Origin of the sequence: Bacillus sp. FSL L8-0654, from assembly GCF_038629965.1 — a bacterium.
Classification (GTDB): domain Bacteria; phylum Bacillota; class Bacilli; order Bacillales; family Bacillaceae; genus Bacillus; species Bacillus safensis.
In genome coordinates, this window is record NZ_CP152026.1 from 2,952,884 (window position 1) to 2,976,147 (window position 23,264).

A 23,264-nucleotide genomic window follows, 5' to 3' on the forward strand; every position below is an offset into this window, starting at 1 on the left:
TCCTTTTAGTACTATTCAGTACTAATTTAATGTAAAAAAATTGCTTCTTTATCGAAGCAAGTTAAATAAATGATCTGCTGTTTTTGTGATGACAGTGGCATCCTTCAATGTTTCTGAAATAAATAACGCTCCTTCAAGATTTGTAATAAAAAGTGATGCCACCTCATCAATCTGAATCGTATTTCTGAATTCCCCGTTCTCTACACCTTGTTTCAGTAATAGAGAAACTTTCTTTTGTAATCCTGTAAAAAAAAGACCTATTTTTTCTTTTATTTGCGTGGCCTGTGCAGGACTTTGAATATAAAGAGTAATAAATGGACAGCCTCCCTGATACTCTCTCGACTGAACGCCTTGTGATAATTGCTTTAAAAACATTTGGATACGATCTTCAACTGAAAATTGGGTCTGAGACATTACGTCGTCTATTGCAGCTTGATACATATCAATCCAATAATCAACGACCCCTTCTAATAATTCCTCCTTATTAGAAAAGTGATAATACACATTCGACTTTGATACTTTGCTTACACGTACCAATTCATCCATACTTGTATAAGCAAACCCTTTTTCCAAAAATAATGTTGCAGCTACTTCAAGTACACGTTTTTGATTCATTAATTTTGCCTTTGTCATAATTAGAACTATACAGTACTAATTTTAATGTTGCAAGTATTTATGTTCTTTTAGAGAAAAGTTAATTCCACAGAAAAATATGATGGCTTTAATGATGATGATATTGGAGGGGTGGACCTGGCTTCACGAATTAAATACATCTGTCGTTTCATCATGAATGTGAGTAAGAGCTATTTGTTGAGGATGATGAACACTGTATACTTCTCCACATTCACATAAAAAAACACAACGCCATGAAGGCTTAATTAACAAGTGGTATCACTCGAAATTAAATGCCTTCAAAAAGCGTTGTGTATCAATGTTTTTTATTAACCAATAGAACCTTCCATCTCGAATTTAATCAAGCGGTTCATTTCAACGGCGTATTCCATTGGCAGTTCTTTTGTGAATGGCTCGATGAAGCCCATGACGATCATTTCTGTTGCTTCTTCTTCAGAAATTCCGCGGCTCATCAAGTAGAAGAGCTGTTCTTCTGATACTTTTGATACTTTTGCTTCGTGCTCTAATGAAATGTTGTCGTTTAAGATTTCATTGTAAGGGATCGTATCAGATGTTGATTTGTTATCCATGATAAGTGTATCACACTCGATGTTTGAGCGTGCACCCTCTGCTTTGCGTCCGAAGTGAACGATTCCGCGGTATGTGACTTTACCGCCTTGTTTGGAAATCGATTTCGATACGATTGTTGAAGATGTGTTTGGTGCAAGGTGAATCATCTTCGCACCTGCATCTTGGTGCTGACCTTTACCTGCTAGAGCAATACTTAATGTCATACCACGAGCGCCTTCACCTTTTAGGATGACTGCTGGGTATTTCATTGTCAGCTTAGAACCGATGTTTCCATCAATCCATTCCATTGTTGCATTCTCTTCACATACTGTACGTTTTGTCACAAGGTTGAAGACGTTGTTTGCCCAGTTTTGAATCGTTGTATAACGGCAGTAGCCGCCTTTTTTGACGATGATTTCAACAACCGCACTGTGAAGTGAGTTTGTTGTGTAAACTGGAGCTGTACAGCCTTCTACGTAATGCACATGTGCGCCTTCATCAACGATGATCAGTGTACGCTCGAACTGACCCATGTTTTCAGAGTTGATACGGAAGTATGCTTGAAGTGGAGTATCTACTTTTACGCCTTTTGGTACGTAGATAAATGAACCACCAGACCATACAGCCGAGTTAAGCGCAGCAAATTTGTTGTCAGTCGGAGGAATGACTTTTGCCCAGTGCTCACGGAAGATGTCTTCGTTCTCTTTTAATGCGCTGTCTGTATCTTTAAACACAATTCCTAGATCTTCAAGATCCTGCTTCATGTTGTGATACACAACTTCAGATTCATACTGAGCAGATACACCAGCTAAATATTTTTGCTCTGCTTCTGGGATACCAAGCTTATCAAAGGTTTGTTTGATTTCTTCTGGTACTTCATCCCAAGAACGCTCAGAGCGCTCTGATGGCTTTACGTAGTACGTAATTTCATCAAAGTTTAATGCATTTAAATCTCCGCCCCATTGTGGCATCGGCATGTTGTAAAAGTGCTCAAGAGATTTCAAACGGAAGTCGAGCATCCACTGAGGCTCTTCTTTCATACGAGAAATTTCTTCAACGATCTCTTTTGTCAGTCCGCGCTCTGAACGGAAAATGGAAACGTCTTTATCAGAAAAGCCGTATTTATATTCACCAACATCTGGCATTTTTTTAGCCATCCATTTTCACTCCAATCTTATGATTTGCCGTTATCTTCGGCAGATGCGCCTTTTTCAAGCGCCTTCCATGATAATGTTGCACATTTGATGCGGGCAGGGAATTTTGCCACTCCCTGTAGCGCCTCAATGTCACCAAGATCAATGGAATCGTCGTATTCTTTTCCTAGCATCATATCGGAGAAAATCTGAGACATTTTCAAAGCTGTTTCAATATCTTTCCCTTTAATCGCCTGCGTCATCATCGAGGCAGATGCCATCGAAATCGAGCATCCTTCTCCTTCAAATTTCGCATCCGTGACTTTATCGTCTTCGATTTTCATCGTAAGACGAATGCGGTCACCACACGTTGGGTTGTTCATATCGACGACAATGCTGTCGTTTAGCACACCTTTGTTTCTCGGATTTTTATAATGATCCATAATCACTTGTCTGTACAGTGTGTCTAAGTTTACATTAAAAGACATTCGTAAAATACTCCTTTGTCTTACGGAGCGCTGCAATGAGCCGGTCAATCTCTTCTTCTGTATTATACAGATAAAAGCTTGCTCTTGCAGTCGCTGATACACCAAGCCATTTCATGAGCGGCTGTGCACAGTGGTGTCCAGCACGAATGGCGACACCTTCCGTATCCAGAACAGTTGATGCATCATGCGGATGGACATCGTCTAAGTTAAACGTCACAAGCCCAGCTCGGTGCTGCGGTCCATAAACAGTCGCACCGTCAAGCTCCTTAAAGCGCTCAAGCGCGTAAGTCGCAAGCTGATGCTCGTAACGGCTGACTTCCTCCATACCAATGTCATTCAAGAAGTCAATTGCTTTTCCTAGTCCAACTGCTCCAGCAATAATCGGTGTTCCCGCTTCAAATTTCCACGGCAGCTCTTTCCATGTAGAATCATATAGATCCACAAAGTCGATCATTTCACCGCCAAACTCAGCAGGCTCCATATTATTCAAAAGGTCCTTCTTCCCGTAAAGCACACCGATGCCAGTCGGTCCACACATTTTATGCCCAGAGAATGCGAAAAAGTCACAATCTAGATCCTGAACATCAATTTGCATGTGCGGAGTGCTTTGCGCACCGTCGACGACAATGATTGCCCCATGATCGTGGGCGATTTTGGCGATTTCTTTAATCGGGTTGATGGTTCCTAATACGTTTGAGACATGTGTGACAGCGACGATTTTCGTTTGATGTGTGATCGTTTGCTTCACATCTTCAAGCGATAGCGTGCCGTCTTCCTGTAACGGAATGTATTTCAATGTGGCGCCAGTTGCTTTTGCTGCTTGCTGCCAAGGGATGATATTCGCATGATGCTCCATATGCGTAATGACAATCTCATCGCCTTCTTTGAGGTTGGCTCTAGCATAGCTGATCGCCACTGTGTTTAGCGCAGTTGTTGTACCTCTAGTAAAAATAATCTCCTGAACAGATGAAGCACGGATGAATGCACGAACTTTCTCTCTCGCACCCTCGTATGCGTCCGTTGCTCTTGTGCCAAGGGTATGAACACCCCTGTGGACGTTCGAGTTGTAAGACCGGTAATACTCATTCATTGCATCAATGACCACTCTTGGTTTTTGAGAAGTCGCTGCACTGTCCAAATACACCAAATCATGTCCGTTCACTTGCTGATGAAGGATTGGAAATTGCTCACGAACGTCTTTGATATTCATTATTTTACTTTCCTTTCAATCACAGAAACAAGCTGCTTTTTAACTCCTTCAATCGGCAGTTCTTTTACAACTGGATTTAAGAAGCCGTAAATCACAAGTCTTTCTGCATCTTCTTTGGAAATCCCGCGGCTCATGAGGTAGTACAATTGAATTGGATCGACACGTCCAACAGAAGCGGCGTGCCCTGCTGTCACATCATCTTCATCAATTAAAAGAATTGGGTTTGCGTCACCGCGTGCTTTCTCACTCAGCATGAGGACACGTGATTCCTGCTCTGCATTTGACTTCGTTGCGCCATGCTCGATTTTGCCAATTCCGTTAAAGATAGAGGATGCTTGATCCTTCATCACACCATGCTTCAAGATATATCCTTCAGAATTTTTACCGAAGTGAATGATGCTTGTTGTGAAGTTTTCTGTTTGGTTTCCTCGGCCGACAACAACTGATTTCGTATCACCGAATGTACCGTCGCCCATCAGTTTTGTGATGTTTTCAGATACGACGTCTCCATCATTCATCAGGCCAAGCGCCCATTCGATTTTACTGTCACGGCCATTTGCCATACCGCGTCTGTTTACATATACTGTGACTCCTTCTGCAAGGTTATCTACAGCACCGTATGTGACGCGGGCGTTAGCGCCTGTGAACACTTCAGAAACGATATTGAAGATCGCTTCTTCCGGTTTTGCTGTACTGATGTAGTTTTCTACATATGTCACAGCACTATGATCGTCTGCTACAACGATGACATGGTTGAACAAAGTCGTTTCGTCATTTTCATGAAGATAAACAGCTTGAATTGGTGCTTCAAGCTCTACGTTTTTCGGTACATAGAGGAAAGCTCCGCCATTCACTAAAGCAGCATGTAAAGCTGTTAGTTTATGCTCATCCACTTTCACTGCATCTGTCATGAAGTATTGTTTCACTAAATCTCCATGCTCACGAATCGCTGTATGAAGATCAGTGAAGATCACACCTTTGTCTTTTGCTTCAGCTGAAAGAGACAAATAGGCCGGCGTTTGATCACGCTGAATGTAAACTGTCTTATCTGTGTCCTCTAAATCAATCAGAGATTTCACTTCTTCTGGAAGCTCTTCTAATGATCCAAATGGCGCACTTTCGACTGTATGCTGTTTGAAATTCGTTAAATTCCATTTTGAAATATTCGTTTTGTCAGGCTTTGGCATTGGGAGGTCTTCTGCTTTTTCAAGAGCCTGTAAGCGAAGGGAGCTCATCCATGCCGGTTCCTGATGCTTCTCGGAGAAGCTTTTGACATAATCTTGATCTACTGATAATTTCGTTTCTAATGTCATCAATAATCCTCCTAACGCTTACGCTTCTTGACCAACAGTTTCGTCTTCAATTCCTAACTCTTTTTTAATCCAGTCATAGCCTTCTGCTTCTAGACGCTGCGCGAGTTCTGGTCCGCCAGATTTCACGATACGGCCTTGCATCATGACATGAACGTGATCTGGTGTGATGTAGTTCAGCAGACGCTGATAGTGAGTGATCATTAAGCAGCCGAAGCTTTCGCCGCGCATTTTGTTAATTCCTTTAGAAACAACTTTCAAGGCATCGATATCAAGACCAGAATCGATTTCGTCAAGGATGGCGATCTTTGGTTCAATCATCATTAATTGAAGAATTTCGTTGCGTTTTTTCTCCCCGCCTGAGAAACCTTCGTTTAGGTAGCGCTGTGCCATATCTGGGTCCATTTCAAGGAACTCCATGTTTTCGTCCATTTTGCGGATGAATTTCATAAGAGAGATTTCATCGCCTTCTTCTCTGCGTGCGTTAATTGCAGAACGAAGGAAGTCAGCATTTGTAACACCGCTGATTTCAGATGGGTATTGCATCGCAAGGAAAAGACCAGCTTGAGCGCGCTCATCTACTTCCATTTCAAGGACATCTTCGCCATCAAGCAAGATGCTGCCTTTTGTTACTTCATATTTAGGGTGACCCATAATGGCAGCAGATAAAGTAGATTTACCTGTTCCGTTTGGTCCCATTACTGCGTGGAATTCTCCACCTTTTATCTCGAGGTTTACACCCTTTAAGATTTCTTTCCCTTCAATCTCAACGTGCAAGTCCTTAATTGTTAATGTCGAAGCAGTCATATATCGATACCTCCAAAATAATCATTATTCTCAATTTATTCTCATTCTAATTTTATAACAAATTAAAACTGAATACAACACATTCACGATAAGCGTGAGAGGATGCTCTCAAAATTCTAACAAAAAAAGCAGGTAGATAAAAGGATTTATGTCGAAAAGACTGTTTTCATAAAGAAGGGGCGGGAAACTGTTCTCCCCGCCCCTCAGCTATTATTAGCCTCGTATATTCATTTTTGCGAGCTGTCTTTTCTCATCTCGATAGGACTGCTCTCGTTTATATTCCACTTTCATCCTTAAGTCATGGTCTCTTTCGTACTCTGCATAGCTCATGCCATGAGCTTGATGCATGGCCTTTTCCATCTCGGCGGTATAATCCAATCCCAGTGTACTATGGTCCGAACAAATAATAAACCATTCCCTTCCTTGAGTGTAGCTTTATTGTAGCAAACGTATGCGGCTTCACTCAAAAGGGATATGACACCTTATGCTGGCATATTTTCTCACACAATCGGATGAGAAGCGTTCAACTCCCTGAGATGGAAAAATACCGTGTTTTGCTTCCCTTAATGCGTCTGTCCTCCAAATTCATCAATACATTGCTGAACGACAGTGATTCCTTGGCTTAGTGCTGCCCCGCCGCCAAAAGCTGCCGCCACGCTGACAACCTCCAGCAAATTCTCTTCTGTCGCCCCTTGATCGAGCGCTCCTTTTGTATGATAAATCATGCAGTATTCATCCTGCGCATGAATACTGATACCGAGGGCAATCATTTGTTTTTCCTTTTGCGTTAATGAATCGCTTTGGAAGCACTGCTCCGTAAATTCATTGAATTTCTTTCCAAACACCGGCATTTTCTTCTGGAATTCACCCATTGCGGTTTTATAATCAGTCAGTGATTGCTGCATGGATCCGCTCATATGCTGTTCATTCATCTTGATTCCATCCCTTCAGGTCTTTTGTACGTTTTTATTATGAGCGAGATTTGAAAAAATACACAAAAAACCTCGCTTTGATAGAAGCGAGGTTGCAGATTGTTGATTAAGGGCTAAAATGATCTTTATTTTAGCCCTTCATCTTCCTTTCAGCGTGATAGAAAACCTTTGCAGCCCTAGGCCGGAGCGGAGCGAATTTGACATTCGTGAGCACCGGAGCGCAGAACTGACAAAGAATGCGAGGGTTTGTCTACATGCTGAAACCTCGCTTTGATGAAAGCGAGGTTGAAATGTTGTTACTCAGATACAGGCAATACTGCACCGTCATATTTTTTGTCGATGAATTCTTTGATTTTATCAGAGTGAAGAACTTCCATTAATGCCTTGATCTTATCTGATTTTTCGTCACCTTTGCGAACCGCAACGATGTTTGCATATGGGTTGTTCTTTGTTTGCTCAAGTTCAATTGAATCTTTTTTAGGATTCAATTTATTTTGGATCGCATAGTTGACGTTGATAAATACAGCATCGCCTTCACTGTTTTCATAAGCTTTCGCAGTTAATTCAGGCGCGATTTTTTTGAATTTTAGGTTCTTTGGGTTTTCTTTAATGTTCTTTACTGTTGCGTTAATTGTATCAACCTTCGGATCAAGCTTGATGACACCAGCATTTTGCAGCAGGGCAAGCATACGGCCTTGTTCAGCTACGTTGTTTGTCATGATGATTGTGCCGCCGTTTGGAATATCTTTTACTGATTTGTATTTCTTAGAGTAGATACCGAAAGGCTCAAGGTGAACCGCACCAGCACTCACTAGGTTATAATCTTTGTTTGATTTATTTTCTTCGTTTAAGTAAGGGATATGTTGGAAAAAGTTCGCATCCACTTCTTTTTCAGCTAACGCTTTGTTGTACATTTTATAATCGCTAAGCACTTTCACTTTTAAATCGTAGCCTTTTTCTTTTAGAAGTGGTTTTGCTTCTTCAAGAATTTCGGCATGCGGCGTTTTTGAAGCGGCAACCGTAATGGTTTTGCTTTCACTTGCGTTATTAGATGAACCGCACGCAGCTAAAATACCTGCAAATGCTAGAAAGAGTGCACTTAAAATCAATTTCTTCATCAATAAATCCTCCCTTAACGTTTATCAATTTTATTTGTAATCAAATCACCGATTATTTGAATAATAAAGACGATGATCAGAATAAACACAGTAGCTACAAGTGTGACATCTGTATTACCAGATTGGTATCCTTCCACATAGGCGAGGTCACCAAGTCCGCCTGCTCCAATTGCACCTGCAATCGCAGTAGAGCCAATTAGAGCAATCGCTGTTACGGTAATACCTGAAATAAGGGCTGGCAATGATTCTGGCAGCAATACTTTGAAAATGATTGTCGACGTTTTTGCTCCCATTGATCGTGCTGCTTCAATGACTCCTTTGTCTACCTCACGCAGTGCAATTTCGACAAGACGTGCATAGAATGGAGCTGACCCTATGACAAGGGCAGGGAGTGCTGCATTTGGGCCAAGAATCGTATGCATTAAGAATTTCGTAAACCCTAGTAATAAAATAATTAAAATGATAAAAGGAATCGATCTGAAAATATTGACGACAGCGCCGATGACAGCATTTATCGGTTTATTTTCCCAAAGACCGCCTTTTCCTGTAAGGAAGAGCAGGAGCCCTAAGATAATCCCGATTGCAAAGGCAAATGCCAATGAAATCAGTGTCATATACACCGTTTCACCTGTTGCACTCCAGATGACGTCTAAATCAACGTTCGGAAACCATTTCTCAAACATGTGTCATCACCTCGATTTCAACCTGTTTGCTTTGGATATAGGCGATGGCTTTTTCTACCTCAGTCTCTTCTCCATTAATGTGGATAAAGAGTGTTCCAAACGCGCCTTCCTGCGTTTGAGAAATCTTCCCTTGAAGGATATTCACATCGACATTGAAGGATCGAATGATTTCAGTGATCAGCGGCTGCTCGGCAGAGTCTCCAATAAAGGACAACCGTACGACCTGACCTTCTTTTACACGTTCTAAGACGTGCTCGATTGTTTCTTTTGCTTCCTCTGGTTCTGCAAGCTGTTTCACAAATCGTTTCGTCATTTCTTCCTTTGGCTGTCTGAAGACGCGTAATACTTCGCCTTCTTCGACAATGCGTCCATTTTCCATGACCGCGACGCGATGACAAATTTTGCGAATGACGTGCATTTCATGTGTAATGAGCACAATCGTGAGCCCTAACCGTTTATTGATATCCGCCAAAAGCTCAAGGATCGAATCAGTCGTTTGCGGATCTAGCGCAGATGTCGCTTCGTCACATAGAAGAACCTTTGGATCATTCGCTAATGCTCTCGCAATGCCGACACGCTGTTTTTGCCCGCCGCTCAGCTGAGACGGGTATGCATTTTCTTTTCCTTCTAAACCGACCAATTTAATCAGTTCATTCGCACGCTCTCTCCGTTTCGATGTCGGTACACCTGCGATCTCAAGCGGGAACATAATGTTTTGTCTCACCGTTCTTGACCAAAGCAAGTTAAAGTGCTGGAAGATCATGCTGATTTCTTGTCTTGCTTTCCGAAGTTTCGCATTTGATACTTCATTGATCCGGTTGCCTGCCACTTCAACAATTCCTTCTGTTGGCAGCTCCAGACCGTTTAATAGGCGAATAAGCGAGCTTTTCCCTGCACCGCTATACCCGATAATTCCGAATATTTCACCTTTATCAATATCCAAGTTGACGTCTTTCACGGCATCAACATTTCCGCTTTTTGAATGGTACGTTTTTGATACATTCTGTAAATGGATCACAGTCTGATCACCTGCTTTCTTGCTGAACTATAGGTTTCCATCACATACGTTATTTATTCTTCTTTCTGTCATGACTCTAGCCTGGCGCCAGGTCAGTAAAAAAGACCTAACTGCAACGCAAGCAGAAAGGCCTTTTATGTCAATTACGCCTTTCTCTCATCTTTCAAAGCGCTGCGGCTTTGAGTGAATTGGCACCAATTTCAGCTATGCTGACGGTTGCCGGGTTTCATAGGGCACGTCCCTCCACCTCTCTTAATAAGAGAAAATATGTTGTTTTATGTGATGTTCATGTTTTTACTAACGTAGAATATCATGCTACCCGAGATATGTCAACGCTGTAAATCGCTAATTTCCAAGTAAACAACTACGTTATCATTTTTCGAAAAAAACCGTTCGTCAGCCAAAGCACTGCCTCTAGTCTAAGGAGCGCACGGAATGACCCTTTCACTTTGACTTGTCCTCTGCTGATTAACTGCTGTAAGGACATATCTCCATCTAATAATTGAAGAATTTCTTTCCTCTCACCATAAAAGATGAGATCCGATAACTCAATTGCAGGTAGTTTCTTCACTTCACCACGTTCATCCACAATCAATGTACAAGAGTCAGTTTCCGCCTCAAATGTAATCTTCAAGGATGATGATGAGAGCAGCGGCTTTAATAATAAACGCTGCCCTGTGTTACCATGGGCTTTCACATTTTCCACATGTATAACCTCCCTGTCATTTGGTTATACATAACATTTCTCTACAAACATCGGCTTGTCCTTTATAAATAACTCGACAAATTTTCAAATGAATTTCTTGAAATATGACAAAAAACCGCTTTATTTAGCGGTTTCGATCATTTCATGAAGATATGGAACTGAGTGAAAGGCATAGCCTTTTTGCACCAATTCACCTTTTTTAAACAGGAGAAAGCAAGGAACACTCTCAATTTCAAATGCTTTCGCAAAGCCTGGTGAATAGTTTAAATTGTTTTCGTAAAATGGTACATCCGGCTGCATGGCGTCTACAACTGCCAGCATTTTCTTAGCCAGCTGGCATGTTCCGCAAAACGGTGTATATAAGTATAAAAGAAATAAATCGTCCTCTATCTCCTTGAATTCGTGTTCTTCAATCTCTTTCATATACGTCCACCCTCATAAATATTTCGAATGAACATCAATGTTTGCAGCTAATAGGATAGATGCAATGTGGGCTGACGGTGAAGCGGCCACTTCGCGGTACGTTCTGTCGACAAAAAGATGAAGTGCTTCAGGGAATTCTTTTCGAAATTGCTTCCGCAGTTTGTCGCCTGCATCGTCACTGTCAGCTAATATGTAAACGTCTTTCCCCACTAAATCGTCCACAAGCTGATCCAGCTTCGATGTACTGATCGTGCCATTGGTGCAAATGATGGTAACAGGTTCACTTATGACTTCTTTTAGCTTTTGTTTGTCTGTTTTACCTTCTACAATGATGACCTTTTCTATCTCGACATTCATCACGATCACCCGGCCCTTTTGACGTTGATTCACTTCTTCCTTAGATTACAATCTTTCATTCAGGTTGTAAAGATTGAGCGCCTCGTCATCAAAAAGACTGCAGCTTCTGTTCACTGCAGTCTCATCTGTGATTAGCACCAGCCATTTTCATCGTCACAGTCAACATATTTTTCTGTCCCATCGGTTAATGTGTCCGTTAAACGATAAAAACGATTTTGATCATAGGAATATCCCGATTTCAGCTCATATTGGTTTTCACTAATCATCGTGCCAATCTCTTCATTTTGATGATAAAGCACCATGCCGCTTTCTTTGAATCGTCCAGTGACATGCTCTGTTATATCCACGTGTTCTTTTTGAAAAGACAAATTGGACACCCCCCATAAAGGTAGAGTGTCCAATTTCTCATGAATTAGTCTTCTTTTGTCATTTCTTCATATTGCTCAGCCGTCATTAAGTTCTCAATTTCAGAAGCATCAGCTGGTTCTACAACGATCATCCATGCTTTTTCGTATGGAGAGTCGTTGACGAATTCTGGGCTGTCATCCAGCTCATCGTTCACTTCAACGATTGTGCCATTGATCGGTGCATAAAGTTCAGAAACGGTTTTCACTGATTCTACACTTCCGAAAGGCTCGTCCGCTGTGATTTTGTCTCCTACTTCAGGAAGCTCAACGAACACGATATCGCCCAGCTCAGATTGAGCAAAATGCGTAATACCGATACGCACCTTATCTCCTTCTACTTTGACCCATTCATGTTCTTCTGAATAACGTAAATCTTTTGGTGTGCTCATTCAATACCCCTCCAGTCTTTTCTTACAATCTATATTGAAGATACCACAATCTGAATGAAAGTTACATCATTTCCAGACGCTTTTAAATGTATCTTCATTAAATCCTACCGTGACTCGTTTTCCGTCTGTTGTAATCGGGCGCTTAATCAGCATTCCGTTAGACGCGAGTAATTCTAGCTGCTCGTCCTCTGACATTGCAGGAAGTTGATCTTTTAGCTGCAGCTCCCGGTATTTTTGTCCGCTTGTATTAAAGAATTTCTTCAGCTCTAAACCGCTTTTTTCGTAAAGGGCTTTTAATGTTTCTTTATCAGGCGTCTCTTCGACGATATGTATGCTGTTGATGTCTTTATTGTGTGCTTCCAGCCACTTTTTTGCTTTTCGGCATGTACCGCAAGATGGGTATTCGTAAAAATCTAAAGCCACCATTTTCACCTCCTGCAAATTGTGACAACATTTTATCACAAAATATTTTAAAAACCTAAATGTATGCTTACAAAAAGGTGCGGAGTAGTATCCGCACCTTTTAAGCCGTCCTTATACGATATATTTCTCTGCTTCAAAGATTCGTTTTGCCACTTCGCGCTTTTTGGCGATGACATTGATCGGCGTAAATCGTGTCAGCTTGCGAAGGGCTGACAGGCTCATACGGAGTGAATCTCCTTCCTCCATCGCAATCAAGGATTCTTTTGCATGGGCTTCAATCTTTAAGAAAGCTTCCTGCGTGAAAATTTGTGTGTAAGCAAGCTTTTGTTCATTCTTTTCTGCCCCTGTTGCAGCGATTGCCTTTTCTGTACGCAGAATCGCTGATTCAGCAGCAAAAATTTCATTGACGATATCGGCTATGTTCACAAGAATTTCTTGCTCTTTGTCTAAGGCTTTCCCGTATTTCATCGCTGCCATACCAGCCACCATTAAGGCGATCTTTTTCGCATGGGCGAGCAAATATTTTTCTTGATCGAGCGGCTGATCGCCTGGCTCTTCCGGCATCATCATCATTAGCTCTTCCTGTAAGGTTTGCGCTTTTTGAAGTAGCGGAAGCTCTCCTTTCATCGCTTTCTTCAAGAATGTACCTGGTACAAGCAAACGGTTGATTTCGTTTGTCCCTTCAAAAATCCGGTTAATCCGCGAGTCGCGATAGGCTCTTTCGACCTCGTATTCTTGCATGAATCCATATCCGCCGTGAATCTGCACGCCTTCATCCACAATATAATCTAACGTTTCAGAGCCAAGCACTTTACAGAGAGAACATTCAATCGCATATTCCGCAATGGATTGGGCAATTTGTTTGCCGTCTTTTTGCTCTTCATCACTTAAGAGCCCCATCCGCTGTTCAAATAATCCAACCGTACGGTAAACAGCACTTTCCATCGCATAGAGCTTTGCTGACATATTGGCTGCTTTTTCACCAATTAAGCTGAATCGAGAAATTGGTGTTTTGAACTGCTTACGCTGGTTCGCATATTCTGCCGACAATTGAATGACGCGCTTTGATGCACCGATTGTGCCGACTGCCAGCTTATAGCGCCCAATATTCAAAATGTTAAACGCAATCACATGACCTCTGCCAGCTTCACCGAGCAAATTCTCCTTCGGTACTTGGGCATCTTCAAGAATCAATGTTCTTGTCGATGATCCTTTAATACCCATCTTTTTCTCTTCAGGCCCCGTTTTGACACCTGGAAAATCCTTTTCGACGATAAAAGCAGAGAAGTGTTCACCATCAATCTTCGCATACACAACAAAGACATCGGCAAATGCGGAGTTTGTGATCCACTGCTTTTCTCCATTGAGGACATAATGGGTACCTGCTTCATTCAGAACTGCCGTTGTTTTTGCTCCAAGAGCGTCAGAACCTGATCCCGGCTCAGTGAGTGCGTACGCTGCAATGGTTTCACCAGAGGCGAGTCCAGGCAGGTACGCTTCCTTTTGCGCTTGATTCCCGAAGAGCACGATCGGCAGAGAACCAATACCGACATGAGCACCATAGGAAAGTGAGAAACTTCCTGCTCTAGCGAATTTTTCAGTAATGATAGCTGAACTGATTTTATCTAATCCAAGCCCGCCGAATTCCTCAGGCACATCAGCTCCAAGCAGCCCAAGCTCACCAGCTTTTTTGAGAAGCCTGACCGAATGCTCGAACTCATGGTTTTCAATTTGATCAATATGCGGAACCACATCTTGTAAAATATAATCCTCTGTTGTTTTTCCAATCATTTGATGTTCATCAGAGAAATCCTCCGGTGTAAAAATATGCTCATAATTCGTCTCATCAATTAAAAAGCTTCCACCCTTTTTTACATCTTCCAATGCTTTCATCCTGATTTCCCCCTTTAGATCAATTCAAAAATGCCTGCTGCTCCCATGCCCCCGCCGATACACATTGTGACAATGCCAAATTGCTCGTTTCGCCGTTTCATTTCATGAATCAGTGACAGCGTTAGTTTCGTTCCTGTACAGCCGAGCGGATGTCCGAGCGCAATTGCCCCGCCATTGACATTCACCTTTTCCTCATCAATTCCTAAATGACGAATGACTTGAATTGCCTGAGAAGCAAACGCTTCATTCAATTCAAACAGGCCAATATCCTTCAGCTCAAGTCCAGCGATTTTCAGCGCACGCGGAATGGCTTCAACCGGACCGATCCCCATCACTTCAGGCGGTACACCGCCAACAGCAAATGCTCTGAATTTAGCGAGCGGCTGAAGAGAAAGTGAGGATGCTTTCTCGCGGTCCATCATCATCACACATGCAGCCCCGTCACTTGTTTGAGACGAGTTCCCTGCGGTCACCGTGCCTTTTGTTGAGAAGGCTGGACGCAATGTGGAAAGAATCTCCTCCGTTGTGCCTGCTCTCACACCTTCATCCTGTGAGAACGTGAATTGATGCTCTTCTAATTGATATTGCTCTCCTACCCGTCGCTCTGTTACATCAACAGGCACAATTTCATCTGAAAATTTCCCTTCTTGAAGTGCCTTTGCTGCCTTTTGATGACTCCTCACCGCAAAGGCGTCTTGATCTTGACGTGTGACCTGATACTTTTGCGCCACTTGCTCTGCCGTGTGCCCCATGCTCATGTAGTATTCAGGTGCTTGCTCTGCCAAGAGAGCATTTGGACGAATGGAATGCCCCATCATCGGCACCTGCGACATCGATTCGACTCCTCCGGCTAAAATCGTGTCTGCCTGCCCGAGCATAATACGTTCACCCGCATAAGCGATAGATTGAAGACCAGACGAGCAGTAACGGTTTATGGTGATGGCAGGTACTGCATAAGGCAGTCCCGCTAATGCTCCAATATTCCGGGCCACATTTAACCCCTGCTCTGCTTCCGGCGTTGCACAGCCAATGATCAAATCATCTATTTGACCGTCGTATTCACCGGCACGCTTTAACGTTTCTTTTACACATAATGCGCCCATATCATCAGGCCGGACATGTTTTAACGATCCTTTTTTCGCCTTCCCTACTGGTGTTCTTGCGCCAGCGACAATGACTGCTTCTCTCATTTTGACTCCCCCTTAGTTACGTAAAGGTTTTCCTTTGACGAGCATGTGCTGCATACGTGCCTGTGATTTCACTTCTCCTACAAGACTTAAAAAGGCTTCTCTTTCAAGCTCTAATAAGTATTGCTCCTCTACCTCGGTTCCAAATGGCAGTTTCCCGCCGGAAATGACATGAGCTAATTTTTTTACAATGGTCATGTCATGCTCTGAAATGTATCCTGACAGTCTCATATTTTCAGCAGCCAAAATCATCGCTGCATAGCCTGTTTCTCCCATGACCGGCACCTTTTGCTTGAGCGGCGCACGATAACCGGCTTCATCAAGAGAGAGCACCAGTTGTTTTGCATCATAGATCAGGTGATCCCCGTTCATACTGATCCGGTCACTCACGCGGAGCATGTTCATATCCCGCGCATCCTCAGCTGAAGTCGATACTTTTGCCATTGCAATTGTTTCAAATGTTTTCAGCGTGGCATCCTGTATAGCCGTCTGCGACGGCTTCGCTGATCCTTGCAGGTGACGAAGATATAACTCTTTGTTTCCGCCGCCTCCTGGAATCAGTCCAACTCCCGCTTCCACAAGCCCCATGTAAGTTTCGCTGGACGCCTGAATAGCTGCTGCCGGCAGACAAACTTCTGTTCCGCCTCCTAATGTCATCCCAAATGGGGCGGCTACGACTGGGCGATTGCTATATTTCACCTTCATCATTGCCTGCTGGAAGCGTCTGATCACAAAGTCAATTTCAAAGAAATTGTCGTCCTGTGCTTCCATTAAAATCAGGGCAAGGTTTGCGCCAACACAGAAGTTCTTCCCTTGGTTTCCGATGACAAGCCCTTTATAATTCTTTTCCGTCTCATCAACAGCGCGATTGATCATATCAATGACATCTAGTCCAATGGCATTACTTTTAGAATGAAATTCGAGCAAGGCGACATCATCACCAATATCGATCAGGCTCGCACCAGAATTTTTGAAGATGACGTCGTGTTTCTTTTTCAATCTAGCTAAAGATATATGTTTGTCGTTTCCTTTTTCCTGTTCATAAGCCCCGTTATGATAAAACGCACGCTCTCCATCAGCATTCTCTTGATAGAATGTCTCGTGTCCTTTTGACAGCATGTCTTGCACCCATGCTGGAATACTGTGGCCTTCTGCTTCCATGCGTTCGGCAGCTTTTTTGACACCTATTGCATCCCACAGCTCAAATGGGCCATGCTGCCAGCCGAATCCCCATTTCATGGCGTTATCGATAGACTGAATATCATCCGCAATTTCACCTTTTAGATGAGCTGAATAAAGAAGTACGGGCGCTGTCATATTCCAAAGTAGTTGCCCTGCACGGCCATCCTGATAAATAAGCGCTTTCAACTTTGCTTTTGCACCCTTTTGCTGTTTCGCCATTTCAATGCCTGGATCTTTTAGCTTTGTGCGTTCACCATATGTGAGCGTCACTGGGTCAAGCTCTAAAATGACCTTCCCATTTTTTTGATAAAAACCTTGGCCTGCCTTGCTGCCAATCCATCCTTTTTCGAGCATTCTTTCAATAAACTCAGGCAGCTGAAAAATCTCTTTTTCCTTTCCTTCTACCTGTTCATATACGTTTCGTGCCACATGAGAAAACGTGTCGAGTCCCACTACATCCAGTGTACGGAAGGTCGCACTTTTCGGTCTTCCAATGAGAGGTCCTGTGACAGAATCCACTTCTCCGATGGTGTATTTGTTCTCAAGCATTTCACGCACTGTGACAAGAAGTCCATAAGTGCCAATGCGGTTTGCAATAAAGTTCGGTGTGTCCTTTGCTTCAACCACACCTTTGCCGAGTACATCCTCGCCAAATGTTTTCATAAATGACAGTACTTCTGGATCGGTTTCTTGAATAGGAATGATTTCTAAGAGCTTTAAATAACGAGCTGGGTTAAAAAAATGTGTGCCTAAAAAATGGCGTTTAAAATCATCTGATCGGCCTTCTGCCATTTTTTCAACTGAAATACCGGATGTATTGCTTGATACGATGCTTCCTTCTTTGCGGTGTTCGTCGATGAGAGAGAATACGTGTTGTTTGATGCTGAGCTTTTCAGTGACGACTTCAATGATCCAGTCAGCATCGTGTAATAAGGAAAGGTGGTCTGTGAGATTTCCCGGTGTGATGTATGATAGGTTTTTTGCTGAAGTAAGAGGTGCTGGCTTTTGCTTTAATAATTTTTTCATCGCTTCTTGACTTAATCGATTCCGAACACTAGGGTGATCAAGCGTCCGCTTTTTCGCCGTTTCTTCCTTTGTCAGTTCATTTGGCACAATATCTAGCAGTGTAACTGGTATCCCAATATTGGCTAAATGTGCAGCAATGCCTGAGCCCATGACACCTGAACCAATGACAGCCGCCTTGCGAATATGTTTGCCCATAAATATCCCCCTAAACATTTTGAATGAACAGTCATTCATTTTTTGTCCAAAAAAAAGCAATGCCTCTTTCTTTATCTTAAAAGATTTTCCGAAACAGTTCAATAGCAGATTTCAAAAATTTACACATTCTCGTGTGCCTCCGTTTGCGGCGTATGAATTACAGATGAGAGGGAATTGTAAGAATGGAGGTGATGTCCACATGTCTCGTTTGAAGAAAAACCCATCGAAAGCAGGCGTAAGTGCTGCAAGTGTAAAAGGAAACGCAGGTCCATCACAGGAAGCAGACCTTGGCGGGAAAAAAACCAGTCAAAATCAGCAATATAAAAAGAATCAGTAAGGAAACAAATTCGTAAGGAGGAACACATGTTGAATAATCAGCAAATGAATATGCCCCCAGAAGTCATTTCAGTGAAGGATTCCTTGTACTTAGAGGATATGCTCAACTGGAACTTGATCGCCATGAAAAAGGCTCATTTTATGGCCGAGCATTGCCAGGACCAAACATTGAAACAAGAATTAAATCAAGTTGGCCAAATGCATCATCAGCATTACACACAAATTCTTCAGCATTTAGGCAGCTCAGGGCAAGGCCAGTCTACTGGCTTTATGCAATAGGAGGAAAAAACATGGAACAGCAAAACCAACAAAAAATCGGGAATCCACAAACTCCGGTTCCCACAACAACCAACATGAACGATCGTGATTTTGTCACAGATCTCTTGTCGACTGAAAAATATATGACAAACGGATACAACACAGCGCTCAATGAATTCAGTCATGAATCTCTTTATCAGGATATTCAGCGAATTGCACTGGAAACACAGAAAACACAAAGACATTTATATGATGTCATGTTCCGATATGGCTGGTATTCTGTTGAAGCCGCTGATCAGCAAAAGCTCCAGCAGGCACACCAGAAATTCCAGCAAACACTGACAGATCAATCGCCGTACGGTTCATCACAAATGTCATAAGAAAAAAACTGCCAGTCTAGTGCTGGCAGTTTTTTAACGGTCTTTATTGGCGCGATGAGCTTCGTTCAACTGTTTGATCCGTTGAATCGTGTGTTTGATTTCTTCTTTTGCTTCTGGATACGTTTCATTGAAATGCTTTGCTAGCGGCGGCATGCTTTTTGCAATATGAGAGTAGATCACCCACTGTTTCACATCTTGTTTCAGCTCGTCTGTTGATTCACCGAGCAGCAGCTCTGTATATTTATCAAGCAAGCCTTCCAGCTTTTCATCTAATTCATTTCCCATTGATATTCCGCTCCTTTTTCAGAAAAAAGCCTGACTCTGTGAGATACAGATGTCAGGCTTTTGACATACGATTATCTTGCAGCAAGAAATGTTTCAGCTTGCGCTTGCTGCACAATACAGCGTCCTCTACCGTGCGGAATACATAATGGTGTTCCAAATAAAGGATCTGTTGTCACTTGGCAATTCATATCAAAGACATTTTTCACGAGATCACAATTAATCACTGTTTCTGGTCTGCCTTCTGCATAGATTGACTTGTCTTTAATCGCCACAAGATGATGAGCATATCTGCATGCAAGATTGAGGTCATGAAGAACCATCACAATTGTGCGCTGCTCTTTCTCATTTAAATCAAACAGAAGGTCCAAAATTTCGATTTGATGTGTCATGTCTAAATATGTCGTCGGCTCATCTAACAAAATAATATCGGTCTCTTGGGCCAGCGTCATCGCAATCCATGCACGCTGCCTTTGTCCACCTGATAATGAATCAACGGTCCGATCAGCAAGGTCTTCCATCTTTGTTGACTTTAATGCGCGGTTCACTGCTTCTTCATCTTGCTTCGACCACTGCTTCAGCCAATTTTGATAAGGATATCTGCCTTGCTTCACTAACTGATGCACGGTTAATCCTTCTGGCGCTTCTGGTCCTTGTGGAAGAATGGCGAGTTGTTTTGCTACTTCTTTTGTAGGTAATTTTGCAATGGAATGACCTTCAAGCAGGACAGAACCACCCATTGGCTTCATGAGACGGGCCAAAGAGCGAAGTAGCGTGGATTTACCGCATCCATTACTGCCAATAAATACTGTGATTTCACCCTTAGGGATTGATACATTTAGTTCATCGATGATCATTGTTTCTCCGTAGCCTAAGCTTAAACCTTCAGTAGAAATGGCACTCATTCCGCTCAAACGCTCCTTTTCTCATCCAAATTTTTATATGAAATATCGTCTATGTACAGACGTAAAAGATCACTTATCTCAATTTAGTGTATCAGATTTAAGTGATCTTGAAAATCATTTTCAATTAAAAAATGAGAAACTCTCGTTTATTTCTTCCTTTGGAATGTACGTTTGGTCCCATCTTCTAGCTTCAGATCGATCTGTATCCGCTGATAATCATCATCTAAATTAAAAGCAGCTAATAGTTCCTTTACATACACTTCATTGATCTTTTCACTAGGAATCGACATATCATTCAGCTTCATCTTCATTTCGCGCAAGGCTTCTTCTCCTTCATAGCGGACCCCATTCATATGATCACGGATGATCGCTTCCTCTTTGCCTCTTGCCTGACGATAAGTCGCTTCGTATAATTCGTTTTTCTGTCCATATTGTACATGCAGATGCACATGCTGAAATGGCAGTTCCTTCATTTGAACAGCTGACAGACTTTCTGCTTCTGCTTCATGTGTTTGTTGTAACGGTTCAACTGATTGACAGCCGGACAGCATAAAGAGCAGCACTCCTATTCGTCCCGCCTTCTTCCAACACATCATGTGTTTCCTCCTATTTCACAGCATCGCTTTTTATTCTTCTCCAAGCTCCTTTTCGTTATTCAATAAAACATCGCACTATGATAAATTGAAACAAAAAGGAGAATGGGATGATGAAAAGAACAGCCATTGTAACTGGTGCCAATAGCGGCTTTGGCAAGCTCATCACGATGCGTCTCGCCAAGCGGGGCTATACAGTGATTGCCGGCGTCAGACAGGAAACCAATGCCAAAAAGCTCGCTGAAGAAATTGATCAAGACTCTTTATCTGGCATGATACATATTGAAGCGTTAGATGTGACCGATACGCAGTCGATTCAAGCATTTCAGAAGAAGCTTCATGCTTATGCACCCATTACACTGCTTGTGAACAATGCGGGAACAGCCTTTGCTGGTTTTGCGGAGGAGGTTCCTGTCGATACATACCGCCAGCAATTTGAAGTGAATGTCTTCGGTGTGATGGAAATGACCCAAGCCGTGCTGCCGTTTATGACGAGTGGTGCAAAGATTTTCAATATGAGCAGTATCAGCGGATTAATGGGAATGCCTGCACTTTCTCCATATGTATCATCTAAGTTTGCGTTGGAAGGCTATACAGAAAGCTTGCGGATTGAACTGGCTTCGTTCGGTATACAGGCGGCCTTGATCGAGCCGGGCTCTTTCCAGACGAATATTTGGAACACTTCCATGAACGAACAAATGATTCAGCCAGCAGAAGGATCGAAATACACAAAACTCTATCAAAAGATGATGGCCCATATTGATGCCCAGAAATCCAACTATGGAGATCCTCGTGAAGTAGCAGAGCTTGTTGTACGTTTAGCAGAAAAGAGACGGCTGAAACGGCTGAGATATCTTGTTGGAAAAGGTGTACGACTTTCATTCACAGCAAAGCAGCTTCTGCCGTGGAACATGTGGGAACAGATCATACTACGTACACTTTCAAAAAAATAAGCACAAAAAAACAGGCGGACATGTTGACATCCACCTGTTTTTTCATTTATTCGCTATCTGACTGTCCAAGGGTAATATCTAGATTTTTATTCTTTCCTTCACGGATGACAGTCATTGTGGTTTTATCGCCGACTTTTGTTTCTTTGTAAAGAATTTCTTTCAGCTGAGAGCTGTTCACTACGTCTTTTCCTTTGAACTTAATGATGACATCTCCAGATTTCAAGCCTGCTTTTTGAGCAGGTGAACCTTTTGAAACATCCTTTACATAAATGCCTTTGCCGATTTGTTTATCAAATAAGCCGAGCGTATTTTCCTGATACGTCTCAGGCACTTGCTCAAGGTCAATCATTTGTACGCCAAGGTATGGACGTTCGACTTTTCCATTTTTCAACAGCTCATCTACAATCGGTTTGACATCGTTACTTGGGATCGCAAATCCGAGTGATTCCACACCGCTTTCGCTGATTTTCAAGCTGTTAATGCCAATGACTTGACCATCTGTATTGATCAGTGGCCCCCCGCTGTTTCCTGGGTTAATGGCTGCATCTGTTTGCAGTACATTCATCTCCACCGTACCAGATGACGTATTTGCTTCTACGGTACGATCAAGACCACTAATGATTCCTTCTGTCACAGTACCTGAGAACTGTGCACCGAGCGGATTCCCAATGGCAATGACTTTATCTCCAGCACGAAGCTTAGAAGAATCACCAAAGCTTGCCACTTTATCAATGCCGTCTGCGTTCATTTCAACAACGGCCAAGTCGGTCATGACATCACTGCCGACAAGCTTTGCGTCTTTTGTTTTTCCATCATAAAGGGTGACCTTGATTTTATTGGCCCCTTCGACAACGTGGTTATTTGTAATAATGTACGCTTTTTTGCCATCTTTTTTGAAGATGACACCAGAGCCTGTTCCAGCTTCAGCTTCTGTTTGATCACCGCTCAAGCCAAACGAATTTTGTGTAGATTGATAGTTTGAGACCCCTACAATAGTGGGCTCTAAATCTTCTACCATATCAGCCACATTTGTGGCATTGGTGATTTGTTTTGTCGAGAAATTATCTGAGGCTGCCGGCTCGCTTGATGCGGTCTGCGTTTGCGTGTTGGCAGCTGTATCCTGTGACTGCGGCAAAAGCGGTGTAATGCCAAGTACAAGACCCCCGCCAATAATCCCTCCAAGAATTGGACTGAGCCATGCCGCCTTCCGCTTTTTCTCTTTTTTCGACGCACGGTCATCCACCATTTGAGGAGAATGCTTTGTCACACTCTCCTGCGAGGCAGATGCTTCGTTTTCATGCTGGTGAAAAACGAGTTCCTTCTCTTTTTCTGGTGCGTCTATTTGTTTCTCATTCTCTTGTTGGGTATCTTTTTGATGATTCATTTCATTGTCTTGATTTTCTGGATGATTCATCTTATTCTCTTCATCTTCTCTTCGGAAATCCATCGCTTGCACTCCTTTACATCATGTTTCATTCATATGTCTAG

General features: G+C 42.6%; 28 protein-coding genes and 1 riboswitch. Of the genes, 4 read left to right on the forward strand and 24 right to left on the reverse strand.

Annotated features, from left to right (window positions below):
• Positions 1–48: 48 nt before the first annotated feature.
• The 20 genes from MHH65_RS15335 to MHH65_RS15430 all read right to left on the reverse strand — a co-directional run bounded on the left by MHH65_RS15335 (position 49) and on the right by MHH65_RS15430 (position 18,069).
• Entirely contained in the window at positions 49–615 is a 567-nt protein-coding gene (locus MHH65_RS15335; RefSeq protein ID WP_268412698.1) for a TetR/AcrR family transcriptional regulator, read from the reverse strand.
• 326 nt (positions 616–941) lie between these two features.
• Positions 942–2,339, reverse strand: a complete 1,398-nt coding sequence (sufB, locus tag MHH65_RS15340; RefSeq protein WP_007500362.1) for a Fe-S cluster assembly protein SufB — start codon at positions 2,337–2,339, stop codon at positions 942–944.
• Between the two features lie 17 nt (positions 2,340–2,356).
• A complete protein-coding gene (gene sufU, locus MHH65_RS15345; RefSeq protein ID WP_041115744.1) occupies positions 2,357–2,803 on the reverse strand; it encodes a Fe-S cluster assembly sulfur transfer protein SufU in 447 nt (148 codons plus the stop codon).
• Entirely contained in the window at positions 2,793–4,013 is a 1,221-nt protein-coding gene (locus tag MHH65_RS15350) for a cysteine desulfurase (protein WP_046313268.1), read from the reverse strand. The genes sufU and MHH65_RS15350 overlap by 11 nt, the downstream gene beginning before the upstream one ends.
• Complete coding sequence (gene sufD, locus MHH65_RS15355; protein ID WP_034280840.1) at positions 4,013–5,326, reverse strand: Fe-S cluster assembly protein SufD; 1,314 nt, start codon at positions 5,324–5,326, stop codon at positions 4,013–4,015. The genes MHH65_RS15350 and sufD overlap by 1 nt, the downstream gene beginning before the upstream one ends.
• 18 nt (positions 5,327–5,344) lie before the next feature.
• Positions 5,345–6,130, reverse strand: coding sequence for a Fe-S cluster assembly ATPase SufC (gene sufC / locus MHH65_RS15360; RefSeq protein ID WP_007500355.1), 786 nt, complete (start codon positions 6,128–6,130; stop codon positions 5,345–5,347).
• A gap of 213 nt (positions 6,131–6,343) precedes the next feature.
• Positions 6,344–6,478: a hypothetical protein gene (locus MHH65_RS15365; RefSeq protein ID WP_254965641.1), complete on the reverse strand. Its 135-nt coding sequence runs from the start codon at positions 6,476–6,478 to the stop codon at positions 6,344–6,346.
• A 215-nt stretch (positions 6,479–6,693) separates the two neighbouring features.
• Positions 6,694–7,062, reverse strand: coding sequence for a carboxymuconolactone decarboxylase family protein (locus tag MHH65_RS15370; RefSeq protein WP_003212803.1), 369 nt, complete (start codon positions 7,060–7,062; stop codon positions 6,694–6,696).
• A gap of 296 nt (positions 7,063–7,358) precedes the next feature.
• Positions 7,359–8,180 (reverse strand): methionine ABC transporter substrate-binding lipoprotein MetQ, encoded by an 822-nt coding sequence (gene metQ / locus MHH65_RS15375; protein ID WP_024423400.1) that lies wholly within the window; start codon positions 8,178–8,180, stop codon positions 7,359–7,361.
• Positions 8,181–8,194: 14 nt separating this feature from the next.
• Entirely contained in the window at positions 8,195–8,863 is a 669-nt protein-coding gene (locus tag MHH65_RS15380; protein WP_024423401.1) for a methionine ABC transporter permease, read from the reverse strand.
• Positions 8,856–9,881, reverse strand: coding sequence for a methionine ABC transporter ATP-binding protein (locus tag MHH65_RS15385; protein WP_024423402.1), 1,026 nt, complete (start codon positions 9,879–9,881; stop codon positions 8,856–8,858). The genes MHH65_RS15380 and MHH65_RS15385 overlap by 8 nt, the downstream gene beginning before the upstream one ends.
• 153 nt (positions 9,882–10,034) lie before the next feature.
• Positions 10,035–10,143, reverse strand: a riboswitch (SAM riboswitch).
• 102 nt (positions 10,144–10,245) lie between these two features.
• The gene (locus tag MHH65_RS15390; RefSeq protein WP_024423403.1) at positions 10,246–10,587 is read right to left on the reverse strand and encodes an SCP2 sterol-binding domain-containing protein; all 342 of its coding nucleotides are present in this window, start codon (positions 10,585–10,587) and stop codon (positions 10,246–10,248) included.
• Between the two features lie 120 nt (positions 10,588–10,707).
• Positions 10,708–11,010: a thioredoxin family protein gene (locus tag MHH65_RS15395; RefSeq protein WP_024426005.1), complete on the reverse strand. Its 303-nt coding sequence runs from the start codon at positions 11,008–11,010 to the stop codon at positions 10,708–10,710.
• A 12-nt stretch (positions 11,011–11,022) separates the two neighbouring features.
• Positions 11,023–11,367 carry a toprim domain-containing protein gene (locus tag MHH65_RS15400; RefSeq protein ID WP_024423404.1) on the reverse strand — a complete coding sequence of 115 codons (345 nt, stop codon included), beginning with the start codon at positions 11,365–11,367 and terminating at the stop codon, positions 11,023–11,025.
• 131 nt (positions 11,368–11,498) lie between these two features.
• A complete protein-coding gene (locus tag MHH65_RS15405) occupies positions 11,499–11,735 on the reverse strand; it encodes a YusG family protein (RefSeq protein WP_024423405.1) in 237 nt (78 codons plus the stop codon).
• A 44-nt stretch (positions 11,736–11,779) separates the two neighbouring features.
• Complete coding sequence (gene gcvH, locus MHH65_RS15410; RefSeq protein WP_008347039.1) at positions 11,780–12,163, reverse strand: glycine cleavage system protein GcvH; 384 nt, start codon at positions 12,161–12,163, stop codon at positions 11,780–11,782.
• A 66-nt stretch (positions 12,164–12,229) separates the two neighbouring features.
• Complete coding sequence (locus tag MHH65_RS15415) at positions 12,230–12,586, reverse strand: arsenate reductase family protein (RefSeq protein ID WP_024423406.1); 357 nt, start codon at positions 12,584–12,586, stop codon at positions 12,230–12,232.
• A gap of 111 nt (positions 12,587–12,697) precedes the next feature.
• On the reverse strand, positions 12,698–14,479 hold the full coding sequence (locus MHH65_RS15420; protein ID WP_025094137.1) for an acyl-CoA dehydrogenase family protein: 1,782 nt from the start codon (positions 14,477–14,479) through the stop codon (positions 12,698–12,700).
• A 14-nt stretch (positions 14,480–14,493) separates the two neighbouring features.
• Positions 14,494–15,669 carry an acetyl-CoA C-acetyltransferase gene (locus MHH65_RS15425; RefSeq protein ID WP_268412652.1) on the reverse strand — a complete coding sequence of 392 codons (1,176 nt, stop codon included), beginning with the start codon at positions 15,667–15,669 and terminating at the stop codon, positions 14,494–14,496.
• A gap of 12 nt (positions 15,670–15,681) precedes the next feature.
• Positions 15,682–18,069, reverse strand: a complete 2,388-nt coding sequence (locus MHH65_RS15430) for a 3-hydroxyacyl-CoA dehydrogenase/enoyl-CoA hydratase family protein (protein WP_268412651.1) — start codon at positions 18,067–18,069, stop codon at positions 15,682–15,684.
• Positions 18,070–18,268: 199 nt separating this feature from the next.
• Here MHH65_RS15430 and MHH65_RS15435 point away from each other — a divergent pair, with 199 nt between their 5' ends.
• The 3 genes from MHH65_RS15435 to MHH65_RS15445 are packed head-to-tail and all read left to right on the forward strand — an operon-like array spanning position 18,269 to position 19,043.
• Positions 18,269–18,406, forward strand: a complete 138-nt coding sequence (locus tag MHH65_RS15435) for a YuzL family protein (protein ID WP_003212904.1) — start codon at positions 18,269–18,271, stop codon at positions 18,404–18,406.
• Between the two features lie 26 nt (positions 18,407–18,432).
• On the forward strand, positions 18,433–18,684 hold the full coding sequence (locus MHH65_RS15440; protein ID WP_048237393.1) for a hypothetical protein: 252 nt from the start codon (positions 18,433–18,435) through the stop codon (positions 18,682–18,684).
• An 11-nt stretch (positions 18,685–18,695) separates the two neighbouring features.
• Positions 18,696–19,043 carry a spore coat protein gene (locus tag MHH65_RS15445; RefSeq protein ID WP_041088340.1) on the forward strand — a complete coding sequence of 116 codons (348 nt, stop codon included), beginning with the start codon at positions 18,696–18,698 and terminating at the stop codon, positions 19,041–19,043.
• A 33-nt stretch (positions 19,044–19,076) separates the two neighbouring features.
• Here MHH65_RS15445 and MHH65_RS15450 read toward each other — a convergent pair whose 3' ends face one another.
• The 3 genes from MHH65_RS15450 to MHH65_RS15460 all read right to left on the reverse strand — a co-directional run bounded on the left by MHH65_RS15450 (position 19,077) and on the right by MHH65_RS15460 (position 20,823).
• Positions 19,077–19,328, reverse strand: a complete 252-nt coding sequence (locus MHH65_RS15450) for a YusU family protein (protein WP_024423411.1) — start codon at positions 19,326–19,328, stop codon at positions 19,077–19,079.
• Positions 19,329–19,399: 71 nt separating this feature from the next.
• Positions 19,400–20,230, reverse strand: a complete 831-nt coding sequence (locus MHH65_RS15455; protein ID WP_008347057.1) for an ABC transporter ATP-binding protein — start codon at positions 20,228–20,230, stop codon at positions 19,400–19,402.
• Between the two features lie 146 nt (positions 20,231–20,376).
• Positions 20,377–20,823: a YusW family protein gene (locus MHH65_RS15460; protein ID WP_176544474.1), complete on the reverse strand. Its 447-nt coding sequence runs from the start codon at positions 20,821–20,823 to the stop codon at positions 20,377–20,379.
• A gap of 113 nt (positions 20,824–20,936) precedes the next feature.
• On the opposite strand from MHH65_RS15460, the gene MHH65_RS15465 reads away from it, so the two are divergent.
• On the forward strand, positions 20,937–21,776 hold the full coding sequence (locus MHH65_RS15465) for an oxidoreductase (RefSeq protein WP_268412649.1): 840 nt from the start codon (positions 20,937–20,939) through the stop codon (positions 21,774–21,776).
• A 46-nt stretch (positions 21,777–21,822) separates the two neighbouring features.
• On the opposite strand, the gene MHH65_RS15470 is transcribed toward MHH65_RS15465, so the two are convergent.
• Positions 21,823–23,223 (reverse strand): trypsin-like peptidase domain-containing protein, encoded by a 1,401-nt coding sequence (locus tag MHH65_RS15470; RefSeq protein WP_024423414.1) that lies wholly within the window; start codon positions 23,221–23,223, stop codon positions 21,823–21,825.
• Positions 23,224–23,264 lie beyond the last annotated feature (41 nt).